This window comes from Saccharothrix sp. NBAS 001 (genome assembly GCF_056640475.1).
Map to the genome: position 1 here is coordinate 3,824,230 of NZ_CM153251.1, position 24,884 is coordinate 3,849,113.

At 73.0% G+C, this 24,884-nt stretch carries 12 protein-coding genes and 1 pseudogene; 7 read left to right on the forward strand and 6 right to left on the reverse strand.

The window, feature by feature from the left end; all coding sequences use genetic code 11:
- The first annotated feature begins 20 nt into the window (after positions 1–20).
- The 6 genes from AC0HI0_RS16090 (at position 21) to AC0HI0_RS16115 (ending at position 10,189) form a co-directional block, all read left to right on the forward strand.
- The gene (locus AC0HI0_RS16090) at positions 21–341 is read left to right on the forward strand and encodes a CATRA system-associated protein (protein ID WP_480933167.1); all 321 of its coding nucleotides are present in this window, start codon (positions 21–23) and stop codon (positions 339–341) included.
- Positions 322–1,926, forward strand: coding sequence for a CATRA conflict system CASPASE/TPR repeat-associated protein (locus AC0HI0_RS16095; protein WP_480933168.1), 1,605 nt, complete (start codon positions 322–324; stop codon positions 1,924–1,926). Before AC0HI0_RS16090 ends, AC0HI0_RS16095 begins: the two co-directional genes overlap by 20 nt.
- Positions 1,923–2,453, forward strand: a complete 531-nt coding sequence (locus AC0HI0_RS16100; RefSeq protein WP_480933169.1) for a hypothetical protein — start codon at positions 1,923–1,925, stop codon at positions 2,451–2,453. The genes AC0HI0_RS16095 and AC0HI0_RS16100 overlap by 4 nt, the downstream gene beginning before the upstream one ends.
- A 380-nt stretch (positions 2,454–2,833) precedes the next feature.
- Positions 2,834–6,007 (forward strand): helix-turn-helix transcriptional regulator, encoded by a 3,174-nt coding sequence (locus AC0HI0_RS16105; protein WP_480933170.1) that lies wholly within the window; start codon positions 2,834–2,836, stop codon positions 6,005–6,007.
- Between the two features lie 379 nt (positions 6,008–6,386).
- A complete protein-coding gene (locus AC0HI0_RS16110; RefSeq protein WP_480933171.1) occupies positions 6,387–6,896 on the forward strand; it encodes a hypothetical protein in 510 nt (169 codons plus the stop codon).
- Between the two features lie 929 nt (positions 6,897–7,825).
- Positions 7,826–10,189, forward strand: coding sequence for an ATP-binding protein (locus tag AC0HI0_RS16115; RefSeq protein ID WP_480933172.1), 2,364 nt, complete (start codon positions 7,826–7,828; stop codon positions 10,187–10,189).
- Here the strand turns inward: AC0HI0_RS16115 and AC0HI0_RS16120 are convergent.
- The 4 genes from AC0HI0_RS16120 to AC0HI0_RS16135 form a co-directional block, all read right to left on the reverse strand.
- Entirely contained in the window at positions 10,149–11,336 is a 1,188-nt protein-coding gene (locus tag AC0HI0_RS16120) for a cytochrome P450 (protein WP_480933173.1), read from the reverse strand. The two genes, AC0HI0_RS16115 and AC0HI0_RS16120, sit on opposite strands and share 41 nt — an antisense overlap.
- 176 nt (positions 11,337–11,512) lie before the next feature.
- On the reverse strand, positions 11,513–13,039 hold the full coding sequence (locus AC0HI0_RS16125) for a flavin monoamine oxidase family protein (protein ID WP_480933174.1): 1,527 nt from the start codon (positions 13,037–13,039) through the stop codon (positions 11,513–11,515).
- 606 nt (positions 13,040–13,645) lie between these two features.
- Positions 13,646–15,172 (reverse strand): flavin monoamine oxidase family protein, encoded by a 1,527-nt coding sequence (locus AC0HI0_RS16130; protein ID WP_480933175.1) that lies wholly within the window; start codon positions 15,170–15,172, stop codon positions 13,646–13,648.
- Positions 15,173–15,741: 569 nt separating this feature from the next.
- On the reverse strand, positions 15,742–16,638 hold the full coding sequence (locus AC0HI0_RS16135; protein WP_480933176.1) for an NAD(P)-dependent oxidoreductase: 897 nt from the start codon (positions 16,636–16,638) through the stop codon (positions 15,742–15,744).
- 143 nt (positions 16,639–16,781) lie between these two features.
- On the opposite strand from AC0HI0_RS16135, the gene AC0HI0_RS16140 reads away from it, so the two are divergent.
- The gene (locus AC0HI0_RS16140) at positions 16,782–17,885 is read left to right on the forward strand and encodes a GlxA family transcriptional regulator (protein WP_480933177.1); all 1,104 of its coding nucleotides are present in this window, start codon (positions 16,782–16,784) and stop codon (positions 17,883–17,885) included.
- Here AC0HI0_RS16140 and AC0HI0_RS16145 read toward each other — a convergent pair.
- Both AC0HI0_RS16145 and AC0HI0_RS16150 read right to left on the reverse strand, forming a co-directional pair.
- A complete protein-coding gene (locus tag AC0HI0_RS16145) occupies positions 17,825–18,259 on the reverse strand; it encodes a YybH family protein (RefSeq protein WP_480933178.1) in 435 nt (144 codons plus the stop codon). The genes AC0HI0_RS16140 and AC0HI0_RS16145 overlap by 61 nt on opposite strands.
- Positions 18,260–18,457: 198 nt before the next feature.
- A pseudogene (locus AC0HI0_RS16150) lies at positions 18,458–24,874 on the reverse strand (thioester reductase domain-containing protein); the annotation flags it as partial.
- Positions 24,875–24,884 lie beyond the last annotated feature (10 nt).

Consider the following 24,884-nt stretch of genomic DNA (forward strand, 5'->3'; position numbering starts at 1 on the left):
CGTTCCCCCGAGGAGGACCAGTGCTGACCGGCGAATCGGTGGACGACACGGTGCTCACCCTCGGCGACGTCCGGGAGTGGAGGCTGCCCGAACGCCGGTGGCCCCTGGTCCACGACCGTCTCGAACGCATCGCCGCCGCCGCGCGCGCCGGCGACGGGTCGGCGCTGGCGAGGGCGACCGCCGCCCTGCAACTGCTCTCGCCCGTCCGCGCCACGCGCCTCGGCACCGAGCCGGTCGTGCCGCCGCCGCCCGGCGTCGACGAACTGGTCAACGAGACCGTGGACAGCCTGCGCGGGAGCGCCCGTCGCGGCGAGGAGGGCGATGTCCGCGCCGAGGACTGACCAGGAACTCGTCGTCCACGCCTTCGCGCCGTTGCGCGGCGAACACGCCGAACGGGGCCGGGCCGGGCTCCTGGACCTCTGGCGGCGGGCCGGGGACCTGCTCGGCACCACGTCCCCGGTCCCGGGCACCGACCTGCCGCCGGCACCGCCCGACGTGGTGGTCGTCGGCGGGCCGGAAGGGCTCTGCGCCGCGCAGAACGCGGCCGTCGACATCCAGTTGGTCATGCGACGGGTGCACGACGTGCTGGCCCTGTCCGTGCTCTTCGCCGCGCCCGACGCGCAGGGCCTGGCGTCCGGGGTGCCGCCCGGGTGGATCGAGTTCGACCGCTGGTGGGACGAGATCGCGGGCTCGGACACCGGCGGCCTGCTGGGCGTCGCGTCGATCCACCAGGCCGCCGGGCCGATCGCGCGCGACGCGCTGCCGAGAGGTCTGCGCGGGAGCGTCGACTGGAGCCGCGAGCACCGGCGGGGCGACCTCGTGCTGTGGGAACCGCCGCGCGACGTCACGCCGGTCCGCCGCCTGGTGGTGAGCGCCCCGGCCGACCAGGACGCCGAGTTGAGCGCCTGGACGTGGAGCCGGGGTGACGTGGCGATGCCGCCGCTGGGCCGCTACCTCCTCCAGGCGGCGAAGCTGCGGCACCACGTCCGGGTGTGGCGGGACGACGAGAACTGGTTGACGCAGCTGCGCAACCAGGTAGACGAGCACGTGGGCGAACTGCTGTCCGCGCACCCGCGCACCGGGGCGGCCGGCGACCTCCACAGCGACGAGGCCGGGCTCGTCGTCGCCGCCGACCGGGTCGAGCGGATGCGCGCGTCGGTGGCGGTCAGCCGCGCCAACCTGACCGCCCTGCAAGGCGAACCGCTGCCCGCCGACGTCGGCCTGGCCGACTGGTTCCTGGCCCAGCTGAGCCAGGAGGGCACGCGGCTGGACCGCAGCCGCGTGCTCGCCCGTGACGTGCGGCAACTCTCCGCGCCGCCCGCGCGGGTCGCCGCCGCGGCACGGCCGGAGCCCAACGCCATCCGGCTGGGCTTCATGCTCGACGTCGTCCAGTACAGCGCCCGCAGCACGCCCGAGATGGACCGCCTGCAGCAACGGGTAGCCGACCTGGTGAACGCGGTCCTGGGTGCCCTCGGCCTGACGCTCGCCGACTGCGACCACCAGGGCACCGGGGACGGGCTGGTGGTGTTCCTGCCGCCCCACGTCGACGTACAGCACGCGGTGCCCGGCCTGCTGCGGGACACGACCACCAGGCTGCGGCTCGACAACGACACCTACCGCGACCGGCTGCGCGTCCGGATGGCGCTCGACGTCGGCCCGGTGGGGCTCGCCGCCCTCGGCTTCAGCGGGCGGATCGCCTCGGTGATGGGCCGACTGCTGGACAGCGCGCCGCTGCGGGCGGCCGTGGTCGACCACCCGCGGGCCGACCTCGTCGCGCTGGTGTCCGACCGCCTGCACGGCTACGTCGTCGGCGAGGGCGTCCCGGGGGTCGCGGCCGAGGAGTTCGACCGGGTCGACGTCACCGTCAAGAGCTTCCACGCCGAGGCGTGGCTGTGGACCTCGACCGACCGGGGAAAGGCACCATGAAGGACCTCAAGAAACGACTCACCCACCCCTCGTTCTGGCTCGTGTTCGGCCTGCCGTGGCCGGATTCGGCTGCCAAGGCGACCATGGCGGAGGCCGCGTTCGCGTTCGCCCCCGGCACGTTGTCGGGCCGACGGGTCACCAAGGACGTCGACGACCTCGCCGGGTTCGCCGAGGTGTACGCCAAAGAGCACCCGGACCAGCGCGCCGTGTGGTTCTCCGACGTCACGCGGTGGCTCGACACCAAAGGGCACACGTGGGCGACGCTCGGGGTCGACTGGGAGTCCGCGCTCCAGGACGTGGTGGAGGCACCGATCCTCGGCCTGTTCATGACCGTCAGCCGGCGCGCGTACGCCCACCTGGTCGACACCGCGAAGGTGCACGTCGTCCACCACGCCGACGGGAGGCGTGAGCGGCTCACCGGCGAGGAGCGGGAAGCCGTTCGCAAGGCCCTGGAACGGCAGCTGTCGAACGACTGGCCCCGATACGTCGGGGAGATGGTGCGGAGCGGCCGGCTGACCATCCGCTGAGCCGGCGGATCCTCTTCCAAGGCGGCCGGATGCGCTGGGGCGAAAGGAGTTTCGCCCCGGTGATCGCGCCCTTTCCCGTTGCGGTCGTGCCGATTGCCCGCGTCATTGTGTCCATAGTGGACGCCACCGGGCGGTCACGGTCGCGCGGATCGTGGACCCCGGTGCCGTCGTCCTGTCCCGTCGGTCCGGCCGGATTCCGGCCGACCTATGCCACGTCGCGTGGCCTTCCTTGCCACCGGGCCCGAAACACGGGATACCTGGAGTGGAAGATCCCCACGCCCGGCGGACCCGCGGGTCGGTCGTGGCGCAACGACGGACACGTCATCCGGTCCGGGCAACGTCGCCCGACCCCGCCGACGGTGGGCGACGAGGAGGAGCCGATGAGCGCCGGCCGGATCGCGCTGTGGTGCCGCAGGATCGGCGGGGACCCCCGGCCCCACCGGATCGTCTGGTTGGCCGAACGGGTCCGGGCGGGCGGCGGATCACTCGTTCTCCGGCCGCCCGGTGCCGGGGGCAGCACGGAGGCCGGGCAATTCGCGTGCTGCTCGGCCGACGACGAGTCGATCACCGGCTGCGCCGTGGCGCGTCAGCTCGTCGGTTGCCGACTGCTCCAAGTGGTTCATCGGCTCCACCACCTCCCGGTACCGGGAGCGGCGGCCGAACGGAGACACCCGGCCCGATTACCCGGCGTCGACGTCGCCGCCGGGACCACACCGGACTTCCTCGTCGGCGCGCCGCTGTCCGCCCGGGTGGAAGCACTCGTCCGCCGGTCGCGGTCCGCGCACCGGGTGCCGGCTGCCGGTGCGCCGGCCGGGCGCACTCCGGAACACCGGACGGCCGACGAACGGGCCGGCGGGCACCCGCCCACCACCACCGCACGCGGGAGCGGGTTCACGGGCGGCGCGCTGGTCGAGCGGGACGAGGTGCACGCCGCCACGGCGGACGCGGGAGCCTCCGCACGGGCCGGGCGGGGCCGGTGGGTGCTGTTCAGCGCGCTGCCGGGCCTGGGACGCACCGCGTTGCTGGACGAGGTGGTCCGCGAGGAATCGGCACGCGGCGCGATGGCCGTGCGGCGGGCCGGCGGTGCGCGCGAGGAGGCCGGCTTTCCGTTCGCCCTGGTGCGGCAACTCTTCCCGGCGGCTCGGGAGGAGATCCCGTTCACCTGCGAGTCGCCCGCCGCCGAACAGCGGACGTTCCACCACCTCCTCGGCGAACTCGCGCGCGACGCCCGCCACCGGCCGCAGTTGATCGCCGTCGACGACCTGCACGAGGCCGACGAACCGTCCCGGCGCTGGATCTGCTACCTGGCGCGCCGGCTGGCGGACTTGCCGGTCCTCGTCGTGCTCACCGCCGGTGCCGGGAGCGCTGTCGGCCCGCTACCCGAGGCCACCGGGACCGCGCTGCGGCTGCGCCCGCTCAGCCCGGCCGCCGTCGACCGGCTCGCCGGCCCCCACGCGCCCCTGGCCGGGGCCGACGGCAACCCGGCCCTCGTCCACGCGCTGCTCGCCGACGCCGCCGACCCGTCGGACCCGAGCCGCTTCCGCGCGACGATCGCCGGGTGGATCCAGTCCCGCGCCGACCCGGTCGTGCGCGGCCTGTGCCTCGCGCTCGCCGTTACCGCGCAGCACTCCCCGCACCGCGGCCCGGCCCTGTTGCGCGAAGTGGCCACCGTGTGCCCGGAGTTCCGGGTCCCGCCGCCGGGCGCCGACCACCTCGCCCGCGTCCTGTCCGCGCAGCCCGCCCGCGAGACCGTCCTCGCCGCCGCCGACCCCGTCGAGCTGGCACGCCTGCGCAGCCGCTTCGCGCGCACGCTCAACGGGCGCGGAGCACCCGCCGCGACCGTCGCCGCCCACCTCCTGCACCTCGACCCTCCCGGAGAGCAGTGGATGACCCACTGCCTGGAGGACGCCGCCGAGGAAGCGCTCCGCGAAGGCCGCACGGCCGAGGCCATCCCGTTCCTCCGCCACGCGCTCAACGGCCCCCTCGGTCCCGGACGCCGCGCCGACCTCACCGTCCGCCTGGGCGCGCTGGAACTGCCGCACAACGCCGAAGCCGGCGTCCGCCACCTGCGCGCCGCGCTGGAACTGCACGCCGACCCCGGTGACCGCGCCGCCGTCGTGCCCGCCCTCGGCGCGGCCCTCGTCGCACAGGGGCGGACGGAGACGGCGATGCGTGTCCTGCACCAGGAGAGCCGGACGGCGGACGACGCCGGGTGCGCCGAGGCGCTGCACGCCGTCGCGGCCCTCATCGCCTCCCACGACGCCGTCGCGTGGCGCGACTCCGTGGCACGGCTGCGGGAGCTGACGGGGTCCGCTCCCGCAGCGGTCGAGCCGCTCATGCGCGCCCTGGTCGCCGAGTACGACGCCGGGGCGGGGCGGCTCTCGGCCGCCGGGGCGCTCGACCTGGTGCTGCCGAGGCTCGCCGCGCCGGAGCCGGTCGACCCGAGAATCCGGACGAGCTGGCTCGGCAGCGCGGCCACCCTGTTGCAGTGGGCCGACCGGCTCGACGACGCCCGAGGCATCGCCGACGCGTGCCTCCCCGCGCCGCCCGCGCTGCCGGACCCGACCGACGCCGGTCACCAGTGCCTGACCAGCGTCCGGGCCGAGGCCGCCCTGTGGGCCGGTGAGTTCGGCCGCGTCCTGGCGGAGAACACCCCGCTGCTGGACGCCTGCACCGAACAGGGCATCCGCCTGCCCCACCTCACGGCCATGGTCGCCCTCGCCCGGTACGAACTCGGCGAGCCGGACATCGCGTGGCGGCTGTTGGCGCGCAGCGGGGGCGAGGCCGCGAACAGCTCGTGGGAGTGGAACGAAATCCGCTACGCGCAAGGGGTCTTGCACGCGCACGGGGGCGATCACCAGGCGGCGCTCGACGCCTTCCTGGCGTGCGGGGCCGGCCAGACCAAGCGGGACTTCGTCAGCCCGGCGGCCACGCCGTGGCGCTCCGGCGCGGCGTTGGCCCTGGCCGGGCTCGGCCGACCGGTGGAAGGCCGGGAACTCGCGGAGGAGGAGTTGGCGCACGCCCGCACGTGGGGCACCCCGCGCGCCATCGGTCGCGCGCTGCGGGCCCACGCCGCCACCGTCGGCAGCAAGCAGGCTCGGGAATCGCTGACCGAGTCGGTGGCCCTGCTGCGGACGGCACCCGCGCCCGTGGAGTTGATCGAGTCGCTGATGGACCTGGGCCGGGCCCGGATTCTGGCCCGCAACGGCCGCAACGGCCGCGCCGACCTGCTGGAGGCGCACTCGCTGGCACTCCGGCTGGCGGACCGGTCGTCCACCGGGCGGGCCCGCCTGGTCGACGCGACCCGGGACGCCTTGTCCGCGAACGCCACGGCGGCGACGCGCCGGGCCGCCGCCGGCGGCACCCCGCTGAGCCCGTCGGAGCAGCGGATCGTCCACCTCGCCACGCAAGGCCGGACGAACGCGCAGATCTGCGCCGAACTCCACCTGTCCCGACGCACGGTGGAGACCCACCTCACCAACGCCTACCGCAAACTCGGCGTCACCCGCCGCACGCAGTTGACGGCACGGTTGAGCGAGCCCGACCCGGCGTGACCGCCGACCGGGACACCGCCCCGGGGACAGGTCGTGGTTTTCCACGATGCCCGTGATTCCGCCTGCCCGGCACAGTGAGTCGTGCCCGGTACCGCGTGAAACCACCACTCACCGGGCGGAATCGGAAGGTCCCACCGATGCTCCCGCTCGCCCTCCGGCGCTCCCCCGGGCTCGCCGGCCCCCGACCGCCGCCGGCCCGACGCCCGCTCAGCGGTCACCACGTCCACGACCACGACCCGGACCACGGCCGCACACGAGGACGGCACCGGCCTCAGCCGTGTCGGCCGTGGCCCGGTGAGCCGCGAGCACTGCTCGATCCCGGCCGTCATTCCCATTCGCCGCCGGAAGGCGGCAACTTCGACGAGAGGTGGCAGTTCCGATGAACACGAAGCGCTCCCTTCGACCCTCCGGCTCGAACGCACCCCGCGCTGTGGCCAAGTGCCTGTTGGGTGCCGCGCTGGCACTGGCCGGCACCGTCGCCCTGGTCCCCGCGGCGCACGCCGCTCAAGGCGCACCGTCGACCGACCCGGCCGCCGTACGACCGGCCGCCGCCCGCAGCACCGTGGTGTACCTGCAGAACAGGACCGGCGGCCCGCTCTGGGAGGACTGGAGTTCGCTCAGCCACGGCGTCTGGACGCACACGCCCCCGGGCGGCATCGGGAACGGTGAGAACGGCTTCTGGCAGAGCGAATCGGACGGCTTCATGACCGGCACCGAGGGCGAAGCCGGGTACGCCATCCCCCGCGTCGGCACCGTGGTGGTGCGCTGGAACAACCCGTACTGGGGCTCCAACAGCTACTCCTGCGACGCGCCCCCCACTGTCGCCTGCGCGTACACCGGCGGCAGCGGCAACAACGCGACGGTGAAGTTCATCGTCTACAGCGGGTAGTTGTATCGGCCGCTGCTCCCCGCGCGCCTGCTACCGGGTTGCCGACTTCGTCAGGGCGACATGGTGCAGGCGCGCGGGGAGCAGCGCGAACAGTCCCCGTACCCGCCGAAAGCCTCGTTCACGCAAGCGGGAAGCGTTGGCAGGGCAAGGGATCGAAGGGTGCCGCGTTGGTCATGTGGTTGTCGTTGTTGCGCCACGTCCGCGCGCACGGCGAGCGCGGCCACGAGTCCGGCGCTCATCAGGGACCAGCACGCCCCAGAACCCCAACGTGACCCGGCTGAACACGCCCCAGGTCTGCCCGACGGGTATCACGACGACCACCGGGGCCCGGCAGGGCGGACCAGAGCAGGAATCCCCGCCGCTGCCGGACCGGTTCGGTGCCCACCACCGTCCACAGTGGCGGGTTGTCACGTCCGGTGACCACCCCGATGCTCGCCGCGGTTGCGAGACGGCCCGGTGTCGGATCGCCACCGGGCCGGGCCTTCTCTTCTTCACCGAAGCTCATTCGGTGCGATTTCCGAACACCCCACCACCGCACCGCCCGCCCGGCGCGGACGACATCTCGACAAGCACGACGCGGCGTCACCCATCGCCCGTTCGGTGGTGTCGGACCGGTGGTGACTAACGGAACAGTCGGTGGTGCGCGTCCCCGGGTGATCTCCCCACCCGGCGATACGCCGAAAGCGAGCACAAGACACGCGGCAGGGCAACGGCACTTACGCCACTTGCCCGATTGCCTCTTTCGCCATGGGCTGCGAACCTGGCGAGAACTGGGGTCCATCTGGGGTTGTATTCGCCATTAGGGGGAAATGTGCGAGGCAAATCTGCTATTCCACCCGAGTTAGACATCCGCGCGAGCACGGTGCCGAACGTTCGGACGGCGTAGACCAGTCGTGACCTACTTCAAGATACTCGGCCCTTTAGAGGTCGTGCAGGACGACGAGTTGGTCGATCTCGGCGGCACCCGGCAGCGGGCCGCGCTCGGGCTCCTGCTGCTCAACCGCAACCGCGTCGTGGCGAGCAGCCACATGGTGGACTCGCTGTGGCCCAAGGACAAGGTGCCGCTGTCGGCCCGGAAGATCGTGCAGAACTCGGTCTGGCGGCTGCGCAGGGCGCTGTCGGCCAACGGCAGCGGTTCGGCCGTGCTGCTCAGCCAGCCGCCCGGTTACATGCTGCGCGTCGAACCCGGGCAGACCGACGTGCAGGACTTCCACCACAAGGTCGAGGCGGGCCGCGCCCGGTTCGCCGAGGGCGACCTGGTCGCGGCGTCCCGGCTGCTCCGGCAGGCGCTGGAACTCTGGCGCGGGCCCGCGCTGGCCGACCTGGTCGAGTCCGGCATCCACTGGCCCGAGCTGACCCCCGTGCAGAACGCCAGGCTGGACGCCCTCGAAGACTACTTCGAGGTCGAGCTGTGCCGGGGGCACCACCAGCAGGTCCTGGCCGAACTCCAGCGCACGGTCGCCACCGAGCCGTTGCGCGAGCGCCTGTGCGGGCAGCTGATGCTGGCGCTGTACCGCAGCGGCAGGCAGACCGACGCGCTCAACGCCTACTACACCGTGCGCACCACCCTGGTCGAGAAGGTCGGCCTGGAACCGAGTCCGGCGCTGCGCTCGCTGCAACAGGCGATCCTCACCCACGACCCGGGGCTGATCCCGGTCGGGATGCAGCAGCAGATCGAGCTGCGGATGTCCGGTCTCCCCCACGACCAGGCCGACGAGCAGCCCCGGCCCGCCCCCGTCCGCCCGGCACCGCCGACGCCCAGACCTCCGGTCGAGCCGGAGCCGGACGTGCCCGAGGACACCGGGATCGTGCCGCCGCCGCCCGTGCACGCGCTGTGCAGCATGGTGGCCGAGCGCCGCAACGTCAGCGCGCTCATCGTGCGCTGCCAGGGCATGGGCAACACGGCGCTGGAGAACGCCGCGTCCGAGATCCGCGACCAGGTCGAGTCGTTCGGCGGCACCGTCGCGGCCTCCATCGGGTCGATCTGGCTGGCGCTGTTCGGCGTGCCCGACTCCGCCGCCGACGACGCCGAACGCGCCGTCCTCGCCGCGTTGACCATCCGCGACGTCCTCGGCTTGCCCGACTCCGCCTGCGACGAGCCCCCCATCGCCGTGCGCGTCGCGGTCGCCACCGGCGAGGTCCTGGTGCGCTACCACGCCGACAACGACAGCGCGCCGTCGGTGAGCGGCGTCCTGCTCGACGAGTGCCACGGGCTGCTCTCGCAGACCCCCGTCGGCGAGATCCGGGTGTGCGAGAACACCAGGCGCGCCACCGAGCCCGCCATCACCTACTTCCGGGTCGAATCCACCTTCAGCTGGCAGGTCGGCGGGCTCCGGCAGGAGTACCTGGCGCTCCAGGACCTGCCGGTGGTCGACCGCGAGCACGACCTGGAGGTGCTGCGCGGCCTCCTGCACCGCACCAGGCACCTGCGCGCGGCCCACCTGGTGACCGTGCTCGGCGACCCCGGTATCGGCAAGACCCGGTTCGTGCTGGAGTTCGAGCGCCGGGTGGCCGCGGCCGCCGAACCGGTGCGGGTCCTGGTCGGCCGTGCGCGGCTGTTCGTGGAGGACACGCTCACCGAGGTGCTCAACGACCTGCTGTGCTCCTACTGCGGCGTCGACCCGGACGGCCCCGCCGAGGCGGTGCGGGCCGAACTCGTCGACGCGGTGGAGCGGCTCGTGCAGTCCGAGGACGAGCGGCACCGGCTGCTGGTCTGCCTGGCCGGCCTGGGCGACCCGGAGCGGGAGCGCCCGGAGGTGCCGGCCGCCGAGGTGCTGCGCGCGTGGCGGCACCTGCTGGGCCAGATCGCGCTGAGCGGTCCGGTCGTCGTGGTCGTGGAGGACCTGCACGTGGCGGACGACCGGCTGGTCGACTTCGTCGAGGACCTGCCGAGGTCGTTGGCCGGCCTGCCGGTGCTGGTGGTGGTCACCGCGCGGCCGGACCTGGTCACCCGCCGCCCGATGTGGGGTTCACGGCTGCGGCACGCGCTGACGATGAACCTGGAGGCCATCTCCGACACCGCGATCGACCGGCTGCTGGAGTTCCTGCGCGGCGGCCGGGACCGGGGGGTCGACCGGGCGGCCAGGGGGCCGGCCGGGAGCCTGCTCGCCGACCTGGGCGACGACTCGGACGCGCGGCGCAGGCGGGTGCGGCAGGTGCTGGCGTCCGGTTCGTCGTTGCTGCGCGGGCAGCGGCACGCGGGCGGCGGCGCCTCCGATCAGGCCACCGCCGCCCGGCTGGTGTACTGCGAGATCACCGAGATACCCGCACCGGCAGGCGGCGCGGGCAGATGATCTGGTGGGGGTTCTCCCACTCCACGCCGCCCGAGGGGTCGACGCCGATCTTCGAGTAGCGGTCGAGCAGCACGTTCAGCGCGATCCGGCCCTCCAGCCGCGCCAGCGGCGCGCCGAGGCAGAAGTGGATGCCCTGGCCGAACACCAGGTGCCCGCCGGTGTTGCGGTGGATGTCGAAGCGGTCCGGGTCGGGGAACTTGCTGCCATCGCGGTTGGCCGCGCCGATCCACGGCGTCACGAGCTGGTTCGCGGCGACCGGGTGCCCGCCGATCTCGGTGTCGGTGGTGGTGACCCGCACCAGGCGCGGGAACGGCGGGTACATCCGCAGCGCCTCCTCCAGCGCGTTGGGCACCAGGTCGCGGTTCGCGCGGATCTCGGCCAGCGCCTGCGGGTGCTGGTCCAGGAGGATGACCGCGGTGCAGATCAGCGACATCGTGGTGGCGTGCCCGGCGAACATGACCAGCCCGGTGACGCCGATCATCTCGCCGTCGGTGAGCGGCTCGCCGTCGATGGTGGCGTTGGCCAGCCTGCTCATCACGTCGTCGCGCGGGTGCTGCCTGCGGTCGCGCACGTGCCGCAGGAAGTACTCGCCCATCTCGTGCAGCGCCGGCCCCACCTCGGTCTCCAGCAGGTCCGGGGGCACGGTGGCGGCGTCGAGCGCGCCGATCGCGTCGCCCCACCCCCGGAACATCGGCTCGTCCTCGATGGGCAGGCCGAGCACGTCGGCGATCACGGTGATCGGCAGCGGGAAGGCGAGCGCCTCGACCAGGTCGAAGGAGTCCTGGTCGGCGACCTGGTCCAGCAGGGTGGCGGTGATCAGCTCGATGCGCTCGGACAGGTTCGCGACCGCGCGCGGGGTGAACACCTGGCTGATGACCGTGCGCAGCTTGCGGTGCCGGGGCGGGTCCGTGGTGACCAGGTTGCCCTCGTCGAAGCGGTCGAGTTCGAAGTGCGGCTCGTTGAACTTCCTCGCCGTCTCCGAGGAGAACGTCTTGGTGTCGGCGAGGATCCGGGCGATGTCCGCATATCCGAATACCTCCACCCCGTGGTCGCCGCCGTGACCGACCGGCCGTGTGTCAAGCATTTCGCGGAACCACGAGAACAGCGACTCGACTGGTTCCATGGTGGTGCCGATGGGCGCGCTCATGCCCAAAAGCCTAGCTGCGGCCCGGGGTGGTCGTGCGGACAATTTTCGATTGCGACAATGCCCCGGGAGAAACACGGACAGCGGTGACCGGAATTCCGGCCACCGCTATTCCGCGCAGATCTCGCGTAGACCGTGCCGAGACCGTCCGGAGAGCGGAGTTCCCGGCCCGCGAGTGGTCACCGCATGCCGAGTCCGCGATACGACTCGCGGTTCACCTTCGGCACGAAGATCCGTTCCTCGGCGCTGGCCGCCGCGGCTTCCGGACCGGACAGCGTCGGCGAGCCGGCGACCCGCAGACCGTCCTCGATCGCGCCGTCGATGTAGCCGTTCCACCCGTTGGCGATGTCGCTGCCGGCGAACTTGATCCGCCCGTGCGGCTGCTGGAGCTTCGCGTGCAGCTTGATGAGCTGGTACGGCTGCCGGTACCCGCCGGTGCCCAGGGCGTACGGGTCCTTGTAGAAGCTGGTCGCGGTGTAGTCGCGCATCTTGGCGGTCGGGAGCACGGTCCGCACGGCCCGCTCCACCGCGTCACCGTCGGTTTCGTCGAAGGTGGTGTCGACGCTGAAGGCGACCACCGGCTGGTCGTCGTTGAACCGGCCGATGTAGCAGAACGGGTACCCCCGGCCCTCGGGCGCCTCGGCCACGAACCGGTCCGTGGGGCTGGACAGGTCGATCCACAGCTTCTTCTCCTGCGTCACGCCCATTCCGGCCGTCGTCGCCTCGCGGTGGGCGGAGGGCAGCGCCGGGCTGAACGAGATCGTGCGCCAGACGTTCACCGGCACGGCCATGATCACCTCGGGCGCGGTGAACGACTCGCCCGAGCGCGTCGTCACGGTCACCTGGCGGGCGTTCTGGGTCACCGACTTCACCGGCGAGTTGAGCTTGAGGACCGGCTTGGCGTCGGCGAGCATCGCGTTCACCAACGACACCGTGCCCAGTGCGGGGCGGTAGGTGTTGACGCCGTGGAACGCCTCGAACGTGCCGCCCGACAACGCCCACCACTGCTGGATGTGGGTCAGCGCGCCGCGCTTGCTCGTCCCGCCGTACAACGAGGTCCAGCTGGTCAGCAGGATCTCGTCCTCCAGCGGCAAGGCCATCTGGTCGAGCCGGTCCCGCAGCGAGAAGCCGTCGTACCGGGCGACCAGGTCGGGGCGGCGCAACGGTTTGAAGGGTTCCGGGAAGATCCGGGTCGAGCCTTCGAAGAACCTGGTGAACAACGCCTTCTGCCGGACGTAGGCCACGGCCGGGTCGAGTTCCTCGAAGCCGGTGAGGGTGGGCATCAGCGCCCTGGTGACGCCGGCGTCGGCCATGATCGGCAACTCGTAGCGGTTCAACTCCCGCCACACGTGGGGCTGTAATCGGTCGACCCACGTGCCACCGCGCTCGATCAGGTGGCCCCGCCAGGTGTCGGTCCAGGTACGGCCGCCCACCCGGTTGCGCGCCTCCAGCAGCAGGACGCGCTTTCCCTTGGCGCGCAACTCACGCGTCGCGGTGACGCCGGCGACCCCGGCGCCCACGACGATGACGTCGAACTTCCGCCGGCCGGGGTCCTGGGCCTGCTCGGCGACGGCGACGGCGGTCGTCGCCGAGCCCGCCACCGCCGCCCCGGTGATCGCGAGACCACCCGCGACACCGGCCTTGAGCAGGCTGCGCCGCGACGGACCCCGGTGCTCGGTTGGTGTGGATTCCACGTTGTCGGTCACTGACCCTCGTTTCCTTCCGGAGGACTCGTCGCGGAAACCGCGGATTGTCCGCCGCCGAACCGCGGACGCGACGCCGCGCGAGCGACGGTTCGGCACGCGATTGATCGGACACAGCGGTGCCGCGACCACGACTCGTTGATTTGTCGAGTGGTGCGCCGGGGCTGAGCCGGGATGTGCGCACGCGGTGCGGGCGCGTCCACCGTTGACGGGTTCAATGACCCTCGGCGACCTGTGACGGGGTGGTCCGGATGATGCCGAACCGCATTCGGGTGATTGCGGCCCACAGTAGCGGACGGGGCGCGGGCGACGACCGGCGGAACTTGGCCGTGACCTAAAAGTTACCTGCCCCGAATACCGCTTCGGACTTCCGATGAAAGATTCGGGCAGTCGATTGACGGGGAACGCCGGGAGACCACCGGCGCATTACGGCGGCCAGTCCGGGAAGTGATTGGCGGAGCCGGGCGAACCGCCGGGACGGGCGGTGCCCGGGGCGTGGGGGAAACGCGGACAGCGGTGACCGGAATTCCGGCCACCGCCATTCCCCGCAGACCTCGCGTAGACCGTGCCGAGACCGTCCGGAGAGCGGAGTTCCCGGCCCGCGAGTGGTCACCGCATGCCGAGTCCCCGGTACAGCTCGCGGTTCACCTTCGGCACGAAGATCCGTTCCTCGGCACTGGCCGCCGCGGCCGCCGGGCCCGACAGCGTCGGCGAACCCGCGACCCGCAGACCGTCCTCGATCGCGCCGTCGATGTAGCCGTTCCAGCCGTTGGCGATGTCGGCGCCCGCGAACTTGACCCGGCCGTGCGGCTGCTGGAGCCTCGCGTGCAGCCTGATGAGCTGGAGCGGCTGGCGGTACGCGCCGGCACCGAGGGAGAACGGGTCCACGTGCCAGTTGGTCGCGACGTAGTCGCGCATCTCGGCGCTCGGGATCACCCTGCGCACGGCCCGCTCCACCGCGTTGCGGTCGGTGACGTCGAACTCGGGGTCGACGCTGAAGGCGACCACCGGCTGGCCGTCGTTGAACCGGCCCATGTAGCAGAGCGGGTAGCCCAGGCCCTCGGGCGCCTCGGCGACGAACTTGTCCGTCGGGTTGGACAGGTCGATCCACAGCTTTTTCTCGTGCGGCACACCGACCCCGGCCGTGGTCGCCTCGCGGTGGGCGGAGGGCAGCGCCGGGCTGAACGAGATCGTGCGCCAGACGTTCACCGGCACGGCCACGATCACCTCCGGCGCGGTGTAGACCTCGCCCGCCTGCGTGGTGACCTTGACCTCGCCGGGGGTCTGCGTGATCGCCTTGACCGGCGAGTTGAGCTTGAGGACCGGCTTGGCCTCGGCGAGCATCGCGTTCAACAACGACACCGTGCCCAGCGCCGGGCGGTAGGTGTTGACGCCGTGGAAGCCCTCGAACGTGCCACCGGACAACGCCCACCACTGCTGGATGAGCGTCAGCGCGCCGCGCCTGCTGGTCCCGCCGTACAACGAGGTCCAACTGGTCAGCAGGATCTCGTCGGCCGGCGACAGGGCCATCTGGTCGAGCCGGTCGCGCAACGAGAAGCCGTCGTACCGGGCGACCAGGTCGGGACGCCGCAACGGCTTGAACGGCTCCGGGAAGATCCGGGTCGAGTCCTCGAAGAACCTGGTGAACAGCTCCTTCTGCCGGACGTAGGCCACGGCCGGGTCGTACTCGCCGAACCCGGAGATCGTGGGCATGAACGCCCTGGTCACCCCGGCGTCGGCCATGATCGGCAACTGGTAGCGGTTCAACTCCCGCCACACGTGGGGCTGTAATCGGTCGACCCACGTGCCACCGCGCTCGATCATGTGACCCTGCCAGGTGTCGGTCCACGTCCGACCGCCCACCCGGTTGCGCGCCTCCAGCAGCAGGACGCGCTTGCCCTTGGCCCGCAACTCACGCGTGGCCGTGACGCCGGCCATCCCGGCGCCCACGACGATGACGTCGAAGTGCTGCTGCGGGCGCGGGCCGCCCCGGGCCTCGTCGGCGACGGCGGTCGTCGCCGAGGACGCCACCGCCGCCCCGGTGATCGCGAGACCACCCGCGAGGCCGGCCTTGAGCAGGCTGCGCCTCGGCAGGCCCCCGCCCTCGGGCCGACCGGATTCCATCTCATGGGTCATTGCCCCTGGTTTCCTTCCCTGAGAACTGGTAACGGAAATAGCCGATGATCGGTCGCCGGACTATGGACGCAGCGCTGCCACACGTGCGATAGTTGGACGTAATCGATCGGACACGCCGCGTGATGCGGCCTTGTCCCCGGTTGGTCGTCGGGCTTTGTGCGTGCCGACATTTGTTCGTCATGGGCGCATGGTTGTCCCCCGAGCGCCCATTGGCAGCTTCGTCACCTTGGGCGACTACCAGGGGTGGCAACCCCGTGAAGTCGTCGTGCATTCGAGTGACTGCGGCCAGGCTAGCGCACGGAGCGCATTCGGCGGCACGCCCTGATCGGCCGTGATCGAACCGTTATATCACCCGTTCACGCTTCGTGCACGCCGATCGACAGCGCGGGATGAACCGCTGCGGCCCATTCACGGGCGATGTTCGGAGCACGTTCGGGAAATCAATTCACGAGCAACGCCGAATAGCGGTCGACCCGTTTTCCGCCTTTCGGAGGCGGGTACGGGGTCGACCGCTGGCGCGAGCCTCGCCCCGCGGCGCGCAGGGTGCCGTGCGCGCCGCAGGGGAAGGCTCAGGCGGAAGGCTTGCGGAACACCTCGACCATCGCGGCGTAGCTGGCGGGCCCGTGGCCCTCGGCGATCGCGCGCTTGCCCAACGCCGTGATGAGCGCGGGCCACTCGGTGTTGACGCCGAGTTCCCGGCTCTCGTCGAGCAGGTGGTCCATCGCGTCGACGTGCGTGTCGATGGTGGAGTCCTCGGCGGGCCAGTCGCCCGAGTCGATCTGCACGGCGTAGGCGTCGATGAAGCCCAGCGTCATCTCGGCGAGCGCCTTGGCCAGCGGCAGGTACTCGGTGGCCTTCACACCCGCCGTGCCCAGCAGCGCGACACCGTGCAGGAAGCTGTTCTCGACGCCCCACATCATGGTGAGCAGCGAGACGTCGTGGAGCGCCGCGAGACCGTGGTCCTCACCCAGGTACTTGGTCCCCACGGGGGCCAGCGCCTTGAGGGTCTCCTCGTGCTGCTCGAAGGCCGCCCTCGGCCCGGAGTACAGCAGGATGGCCTCGTCGGTGGCGATCCCCGGCGGGATGGCCATGATCGCGCTGTCGACGTACGCGCCGACGTTGTGCTCCACCGCCCACTTCGACGCGCCTCGGGCCTGCGACGAGCTGGCGCTGGTCATGTTGACCAGCGTGCGGCCCGCCAGCGAACCCACCACCGGGTCGAGCAGTTCGTGCACCGCGTCGTAGTCCGAGACGCAGATGACGACCAGCGGGCTCGCCTCGACGGCGTCCTCGACCGAGGCGGCCAGGACCGCGCCGGCGGCCACCAGCTCGTCGGCCTTGGCGGCCGAGCGGTTCCACACGGTGGTCGGGTGCCCGTTCCCGAGGAACGCGGCGGCCAATGCCTGACCCATCAGGCCCAGACCGATGACAGTGACCGGCGCCTGGGCGGCATTGGGATTGGACATCACATTCACTCCTGTTCGGTCCGCGTCGGTTCCGGTGACGCGGCGTGGTTGTCGTGTGTGCATCACGATTTCACCGGCCCGGGAGGCTGGACCAGCAGCGGATCTGACCTTCTTCGAACGATTCCTGCCGTACACTCGCGATCATGGGTCCGGGTGTAGTCGCGATCGCCGTGATCAACGGCACCGACATGCAGGTGTGCGAGGTATACGAGACCGCCATCGCGAACGCGGTCTTCGGTGATCCGCAACCCGACCTGGCCGATCCCTGGTACGACGTGAAACTGTGCACGGCGGTGGAGAACGAGCCGTCGGGGCGCGGTTTCTCGGTGCGCACCGAGTACGGGCTCGACGACCTGGTCGTCGCCGACACCGTGATCGTGCCGTCGGTCCCGGACGACGTGCTCCAGGGCCGAGGCCCGCTGCCGGCGGACTTCGTGGCGGCGCTGCGCGAGGCGGCCGCGGCCGGCGCGCGCATGGTGTCGTTGTGCAGCGGGGCTTTCGCCCTGGCGGAAGCGGGCCTGCTCGACGGCCGCCGGGCCACCTCGCACTGGATGCACACCGCCGAGCTGGCCAGGCGCCACCCGAAGGTCGAGGTGGAGGACGCCGTGCTCTACGTAGACGACGGCGACGTCCTCACCAGTGCGGGCATGACCGCGGGGCTGGACCTGTGCCTGCACCTGGTGAGCCGCGACCTGGGCGCGTACGTGGCGGGCCAGCTGGCCCGCCGGATGGTCGTGGCGGGCCACCGCCCCGGTGGGCAGGCGCAGTTCGTGGACCTGTCCGTGCCCGAGGGCGACGACGACACCCTGGCGATGGCGATGGACTGGGCCGCGGGCAACCTCGACCAGCCGCTGTCGGTGGACCTGATGGCCAGGCGCGCGGGCATGAGCGCCCGCACGTTCTTCCGCAAGTTCCAGGCCACCACCGGGCTCACCCCGCTCAAGTGGCTGCTCAACCAGCGCCTGTCCCGCGCCCAGAGCCTGCTGGAGACCACCGACCTGCCGATCGAGCGGGTCAGCGAGGCCAGCGGCCTGGGCACCGCGACCAACCTGCGCAGGCACTTCACCGCGCACGTCGGCGTCACGCCCACCGACTACCGGCACTCGCTGGGTGCCGGCGCCCGCGCCCGCAGGGCCGCCGAGCGGGGCGCCGATCCGCTCGCGCGGTGGTCGGCGCCCGCTTCCCGTCAGGGCTTCGGGGGCACCGGGAAAGAACTCTCGGCCGGCCAAGGACCGTTGCCCGCGTAGGCGTTGTCGATCACGTAGCGCCAGCCGCCGTCCTCGCCGCGCTGGAGCACGTCGACCGCCAGGCCGCTGAGCTTCTCCGGCTTGCCGTCCCGGGTGGTGTCCATCTCCCACTCCACCACCACCATGGCGCTGTCGCCGTTGACCAGCTGCTGGAGCACGGTCGCCTCGACGGTCGCGTTGCGGGTCTTGATGAAGTTCTCGACGTAGTCCCGGCGCGCCTGGCCCTGGACCGGCTTCCCGGGCTCCCACATCCCCACGGCGTCGTCGACGTACAAGGCGTTGACGGCGTCGACATCGCCCGCGTTGAACGCCACGTTGAACATTTCCTGGTGCGTGTCGATGTCATTGGCCAGGTCGTGTTTCTTGGAGGCCATGGTGAGCCCACTCCCGTTCTTCGTCGGGTCGGATTGTCCTCGGCGCGATGTCGGGCAACGCCGAGTCGAACGCTACCGGCGGTCGGACACCGGTCGGCCGCAGTCAGGTAACCGCCGCCGCGCGCCGCGCGCGGCGGCGGCGATTACCCGGTTGACACCACGTGGAGATCCCCGGCCGGCGGTCGTCCGGCCGGGCGGTCACCTCCCCGGCGCGGGGAAGTAACCCTTGCGGACGAAGAAGTCCGCGTACCTGCCGAACAGCGCCCGGTCGATGGGCGGGCACTCGATCCCGGTGCCCGCCAACGCCTTCTCCGAGTCCGAGACATCCATCGGCGGGTAGGTCGGCACCGCGCCCTCGGAGTTGAGTTCCTCGAACGAGTCGAACAGCGGCGTGACCGCGTTGTCCCGGTCGGCGGCGACGGTCGCGCGCCAGGCGTCCCAACCGGTCTCGGGCAGTTCGTACCCGAACGCCCGCAGGTGCTCCACGAGGTCGCCGAACGACTGGGACTGCTCGTTGAACAGGTGGAAGGTGCCGTTCGCCGAGGACTCGCGGCCGGCCAGCGCGGTGATGGCCGCGCTGACGTAGTCCACCGGGACCAGGTGCACCCGCCCGGTCAGCCGGTCCGGGACCGCGCCCGCCTGGAGCAGGCCCTTGAGGCTGAGCCAGACGAAGTCCTTGGTCTGGCACGCGCCGCTGTCGCGGTCGCCGCACACCACGTCGACCCGGTAGACCGACACCGGGACGCCGCGGCTGCGGGCGATCCCGAGCACGCCCTCGGCCACCCACTTGCTCTGGAGATAACCGTTGCGCAGCAAGTGCGCCGGACCTGTGGGGGCGGTGACGCCCACCGGCTCGTCGTCCTCCGACGCGGCGAACACGCCGGTGGTCGACACGTAGTGCACCGGGACCGTGCGGTGGCGCGCGGCCAGCCGCAGCACCTCGACGGTGCCGTTCACGTTGGACGCCTTCAGGTCGGTGTACGGGCGCACCCAGCTCACCGTCGCCCCGGCGTGGAAGACGGCGTCGACGCGGCGGGCGAGGTCGTCGAACAGCTCCTCGCCCAGACCGAGGCGGTGGGCGGTGAGGTCGCCGACGTGGACGACGACCCGGGCGGGGTCGATCCGATCGGCCACCTCGTACCACTCCAGGTTCTCCCCCAGCCTGCGCTCCGCGTCGGCCTGGTCCGCGCCGCGCACCAGGCAGTGCACGACGGCGTCGGTGCGGCGCAGGAGGTCGCGCAGCAGGAACGCCCCGAGGAACCCGGTGGCGCCGGTCAGCAGGACCTCGCGGGGATCGGTGGCGACGGTGACCACGGTGTCGGCGGCGACCACGTCGTCGTCCAGCGCCACCTCGCTCACGAAGTCCACGCCGGCGACGGCCTCGTCGTCACCGGTGGCCGCCGCGCGCACGGTGGTGCGGAGGAACTCGGTGAGCGCGGCGGGCGTCGGGTGCTCGAACACCAGCGAGGCGGGCAGCCGGGTGCCGGTGTGCGCGGCCAGGCGGTTGCGCAGTTCCACCGAGCTGAGCGAGTCGAAGCCGAGATCGGCGAACGGCCGGTGCGCGCCGATCGCGGAGGCGTCGGCGTGGCCCAGCACGGCCGCGACCTCGGCCCGGACCAGCTCGTCCACGATCTCCCGCTGCCGCTGCTCGGGCTGCCCGGCCAGCCGCCGGTGCAGCGGCTCGGGTTCGCCCGCGCCCCGCGTGGCCCGTCGGGACGTGATCCTGGCCAGGGCGGTGAACAGCAGCGGCACCGCGGCGGGGCGGGCGGCCAGGGCGCGCAGGTCCAGCGGCGTCACCACGGGCGCGGGCCGGCCGGACCGCAGTGCGGCGTCGAACAGGCCGAGGCCGTCGTCCGGGGTGATCGGCAGCAGCCCGGTGCGGGCGATGCGCTTGAGGTCGGCGTCGCCGAGGTTGCCGCCCATGCCGCCGGCGTGCGCCCACAGGCCCCACACCAGCGAGGTGGCCACCAGCCCGGCGCCCGCCCGGTGCGCGGCCAGCGTGTCGAGGAAGGTGTTCGCCGCGGCGTAGGCGCCCTGGCCCGAGCCGCCGATGACGCCGGCGACCGAGGAGAACAGCACGAACGCCGACAGGTCCGCGCCCTCGGTCAGCTCGTGCAGGTTCCACGCGGCGTGCACCTTGGGCCGCAACACCCTGGCGACGTGGTCGGCGTCCAGAGAGTCGATCATGCCGTCGTCCAGGACGCCGGCCGTGTGCACGACCCCGGTGAGCGGGTGCGCGGCGGGCACGGACGCCAGCACGGCGGCTAGCGAGTCCCGGTCGGCGGCGTCGCACGCGGTGATCGTCACCCGCGCGCCGAGGGCGGCCAGCTCGTCGGCCAGCTCGCCCGCGCCCGGCGCGGCCGGGCCGCTGCGGCTGATCAGCAGCAGGTCGGTGACGCCGTGCGCGCGGACGAGGTGGCGGGCGAACAACGCGCCCAGCGCGCCGGTGCCGCCGGTGATCAGGACCGTGCCGCCCGGTCGCCACGGCGGCGCCGCGCGCCCCGGTGCGAGCCGGGCCAGCCTCGGCACGGCGACCGAGCCCGCGCGCACGGCCAGTTGCGCCTCGCCGGTGGCGATCGCGGCGGGCAGCACCGACAGCGACGCCGGGTCGTCGTCGATGTCGATCAGCCGGAACCGGCCGGGCATCTCCGACTGGGCCGAGCGCAGCAGGCCCCAGACCCCGGCCGAGGCCAGGTCGACCGGCGTGTCGTCGGCGTCGATCGCGCGCCGGGTCAGCACGACCAGCGGGACGTCCGGAGAGCGCTCGTCGTCGTTCCAGGCGCGCACCAGGTCCAGCGCCCGCACGACGGCGGCCTGCGCCCGGTCGGCGACCGTGCCCGGCGCGCCGTCCCGCGCGGCCGACAGCACCGGCGCGACCAGGCCGGTGAACGTCCCGGCGGCGGACAGCGCCTCGTCGATCCCGGCGAACCGCAGCGGCCACGGCAGGCTGCCGCCGGCGGTCTCCAGCACGGCCAGTCCGTCCGGGCCGGGCAGCGCCGCCGGGATGACCGGGGTCCACGCCACCCGGAACAGCGCGTCGCCCGGACGGGCCAGTGCGGTGCCGACCTCGTCCTTGCTCGCGCGTCGGGTGACCACGCCCGCCGCGCGGGCCAGCGGCGCGCCCGACGCGTCGGCCAGCAGCACCGACACCGCGCCGTCCTCGCCCGGGGTGAGCCGCACCCTGGCGGCGGTCGCGCCGACCGCGTGCACGGTCACGCCGCGCCACTCGTCCACGACGCCGGGCTGCCCGGTGAGCAGCGCCGAGGGGTGCAGCGCGGCGTCGAGCAGCGCGGGGTGCACGCTGAACCCGTCCGCCTTGCCGCCGGCGGGCAGCCGCACCTCCGCGAACAGCTCCCCGTCGCGCCGCCACGCGGCCACCAGGCCGGCGAAGGTCGGGCCGAGGTCGAACCCGGCGTCGGCCCGGTGCTGGAGCAGCAGGTCGACGTCCAGCGGCTCGGCACCGGCCGGCGGCCACTCGCCCAGGTCTCGCGGTGCGCTCCACCGGGGGCTGAGCACGCCGGTCGCGGCGAGCGTCCACACCGGGCGGTCCTCGTCCGCGCCGGTGTGCACGCCGATCCGCCGCCGGCCCTCGCCGTCCGGCGCGTCCACGGTGAGCTGCACGCGCAGCCTGGCCCGTTCGGGCAGCACCACCTGCTCGCGCACCACCAGCTCGTCCACCTGCGGGCAGCCGACCTCGTCCCCGGCCCGCACCGCCATCTCCAGCAGCACCGAGGACGGCACGACCTGGCCGCCGAACAGGCGGTGCTCGCCCAGCCACGGCGCGACGGACGTCGACAGCGCGCCGGACAGCAGCACCTCGTCCCGCCCGGCGACCTCGACCGGGGCCTCCAGCAGCGGGTGGTGCGACCCCGGCCCGGTCGGCTCGTCGCCGCGCAGCGCGGCGGGTTCCAGCCAGTAGCGCCGACGCTGGAAGGCGTAGCCGGGCAGCGGGCCCGCCACCGCGCCGGACGGGGCCAGGTAGGCGGCCCAGTCGACCGCGACCCCGGCCGCCCACAGCCGGCTCACCCCGTCGAGCAGTTCCAGCGGCTCGTAGCTGCCGGTCCGGGTGCCGGCGACCGCCGTGACCCGGGCCCCGCCGTCGAGGGCTTCGCCCACCAGCGCGGTCAGCGCGGCTCCCGGGCCGACCTCCAGCGTCGCGGTGACGCCGTGGTCGGCGAGGCGGCGCACGGCGTCGAGGAAGCGGACCGGCCTGCGCACCTGGTCGATCCAGTAGTCGGGCGAGCGCAGCGCCTCCGGGTCGGCGACCTCGCCGGTGACCGTGGAGATGATCGGGATGGTCGGCGCGGCGAAGCCGGCCGCGCGCACGACCTCGCCGAACTCGGCGAGCATCGGCTCCATCAGCGGCGAGTGGAAGGCGTGGCTGACCGCGAGCCGCTTGGTCGAGCGGCCCCAGGACGCCACGGTGGCGGCGATCCCGGTGACCACGTCCTCGTCGCCGGAGACCACCACGGCCGACGGCCCGTTGACCGCGGCGATGCCGACGCGGCTCTCGTAGCCCGCCAGCAGCGGCTCGACCTCGGCCGGGGTGACCCGCAGCGCGACCATCACCCCGCCGGCGGGCAGCCGCTGCATCAGCCGGCCCCGCGCGGCGACCACGGCGGCGGCGTCGGGCAGCGACAGCACGCCGGCCAGGTGCGCGGCGGCCAGTTCGCCGATGGAGTGGCCGACCAGCACGTCCGGCCGCAGCCCCCACGACAGCACCAGCCGCGCGGTCGCCACCTCGAAGGCGAACAGCGCCGGTTGGGCGTAGCCGGTCTCGCCGAGCCGGTCGCCGTCGGCGATCACCTGCCGCAGCGGGCGGTCCAGGTGCGGGTCCACGGCCGCGCACACCTCGTCGAACGCCTCGGCGAACGCCGGGAACGCCGAGCGCAGCTCCAGGCCCATGCCGACGCGCTGGGAGCCCTGGCCGGTGAACAGCAGCCCGAGCCCGCCCCGGCCGGCGGCCAGGACCGGGACCGCCTCCTCGTCCCTGGCCAGCGCGCGCAGCCCGGTGAGCAGGCCCTCGCGGTCGACGCCCACCACGACCGCGCGGTGGTCCAGCGCGGCGCGGGTGGTGGCCAGCGACCGCGCGATCCGCTCGGCCGACAGGTCCGGGTTCCGCTCGACGAACGACAGCAGCCGCTGCGCCTGAGCCCTGGTCGCGCGCGGGGTCTTCGCCGACAGCGGCCACGGCACCACCGGCAGCGGCGTCTCCGGCCCCTCCTCCACGACGGCGTCGGGCACCTGCTCCAGGATCACGTGCGCGTTGGTGCCGCTGACGCCGAAGGACGACACGCCCGCGCGGCGCGGCCGGCCCGTCTCCGGCCACGGCCGCTGCTCGGTGAGCAGCTCGATGCCGCCGCCCTCCCAGTCGACCAGCGGGGTGGGCCGGTCGACGTGCAGCGTCCGGGGCAGCACCCCGTGCCGGATCGCCTGCACCACCTTGATGACGCCGCCGATGCCGGACGCCGCCACCGCGTGGCCGATGTTGGACTTGAGCGAGCCCAGCCACAGCGGCCGGTCCGCGTCGTGCGCGGCGCCATAGGTGGCCAGCAGCGCCTGCGCCTCGATCGGGTCGCCCAGCCTGGTCCCGGTGCCGTGCGCCTCCACCGCGTCGACGTCGGCCGCGCTCAGCCGCGCCTCGGCCAGCGCCCGGCGGATGACCCGCTCCTGGGACGGGCCGTTGGGCGCGGCGAGCCCGTTGGACGCCCCGTCCTGGTTGACCGCCGAGCCGCGCAGCACCGCGAGCACCCGGTGGCCGTTGCGCCGGGCGTCGGACAGCCGTTCCAGCAGGACCAGGCCGACGCCCTCGGACCAGATGGTGCCGTCGGCCGCCGCGGCGAAGGACTTGCACCGGCCGTCGGCGGCGAGGCCGCGCTGGCGGGAGAAGTCCACGAACCCGCCGGGGGTGGCGTTGATCGTCACGCCGCCCGCCAGCGCCAGGGTCGACTCGCCCGAGCGCACGGACTGCGCGGCGATGTGCAGCGCGACCAGCGACGACGAGCACGCGGTGTCGACGGTGACCGCCGGCCCCTCGAACCCGAACGAGTACGCCACGCGGCCGGACACCACACTGGTGAGCTTGCCGGTGAGCAGGTAGCCCTCCAGCTCGGCCGGTCCGCGCAGGCCCAGGTAGCTCTGCTCGCCCGCGCCGACGAACACGCCGACCTCGGCGCCCTTGAGCCCGGTCGGGTCGATGCCGGCCGCCTCGAAGGTCTCCCACGCGGTTTCCAGCACCACCCGCTGCTGGGGGTCCATCGACACCGCCTCGCGCGGCGAGATCCCGAAGAACTCCGCGTCGAACTCGGTGGCCCCGTCGAGGAACCCGCCCGAGCGGGTGTAGGTCGTGCCGGGCGTCTCCGGGTCCTCGTCGAACAGCCGGTCCAGGTCCCAGCCCCGGTCGGTCGGGAACTCCGAGATCGCGTCCTGGCCGTCGAGCACGAGCTGCCACAGGTCGTCGGCCGAGGCGACCCCGCCGGGGTAGCGGCAGGCCATGCCCACGACGGCCACCGGCTCCTGCCGCCCGGACTCCAGCTCGGTGATGCGCTGTCGCGCCTTGTGCAGGTCCGCCGTGACCCACTTGAGGTACTCGGCGAGCTTCTTCTCATCCGCCATGGTCTTCTCC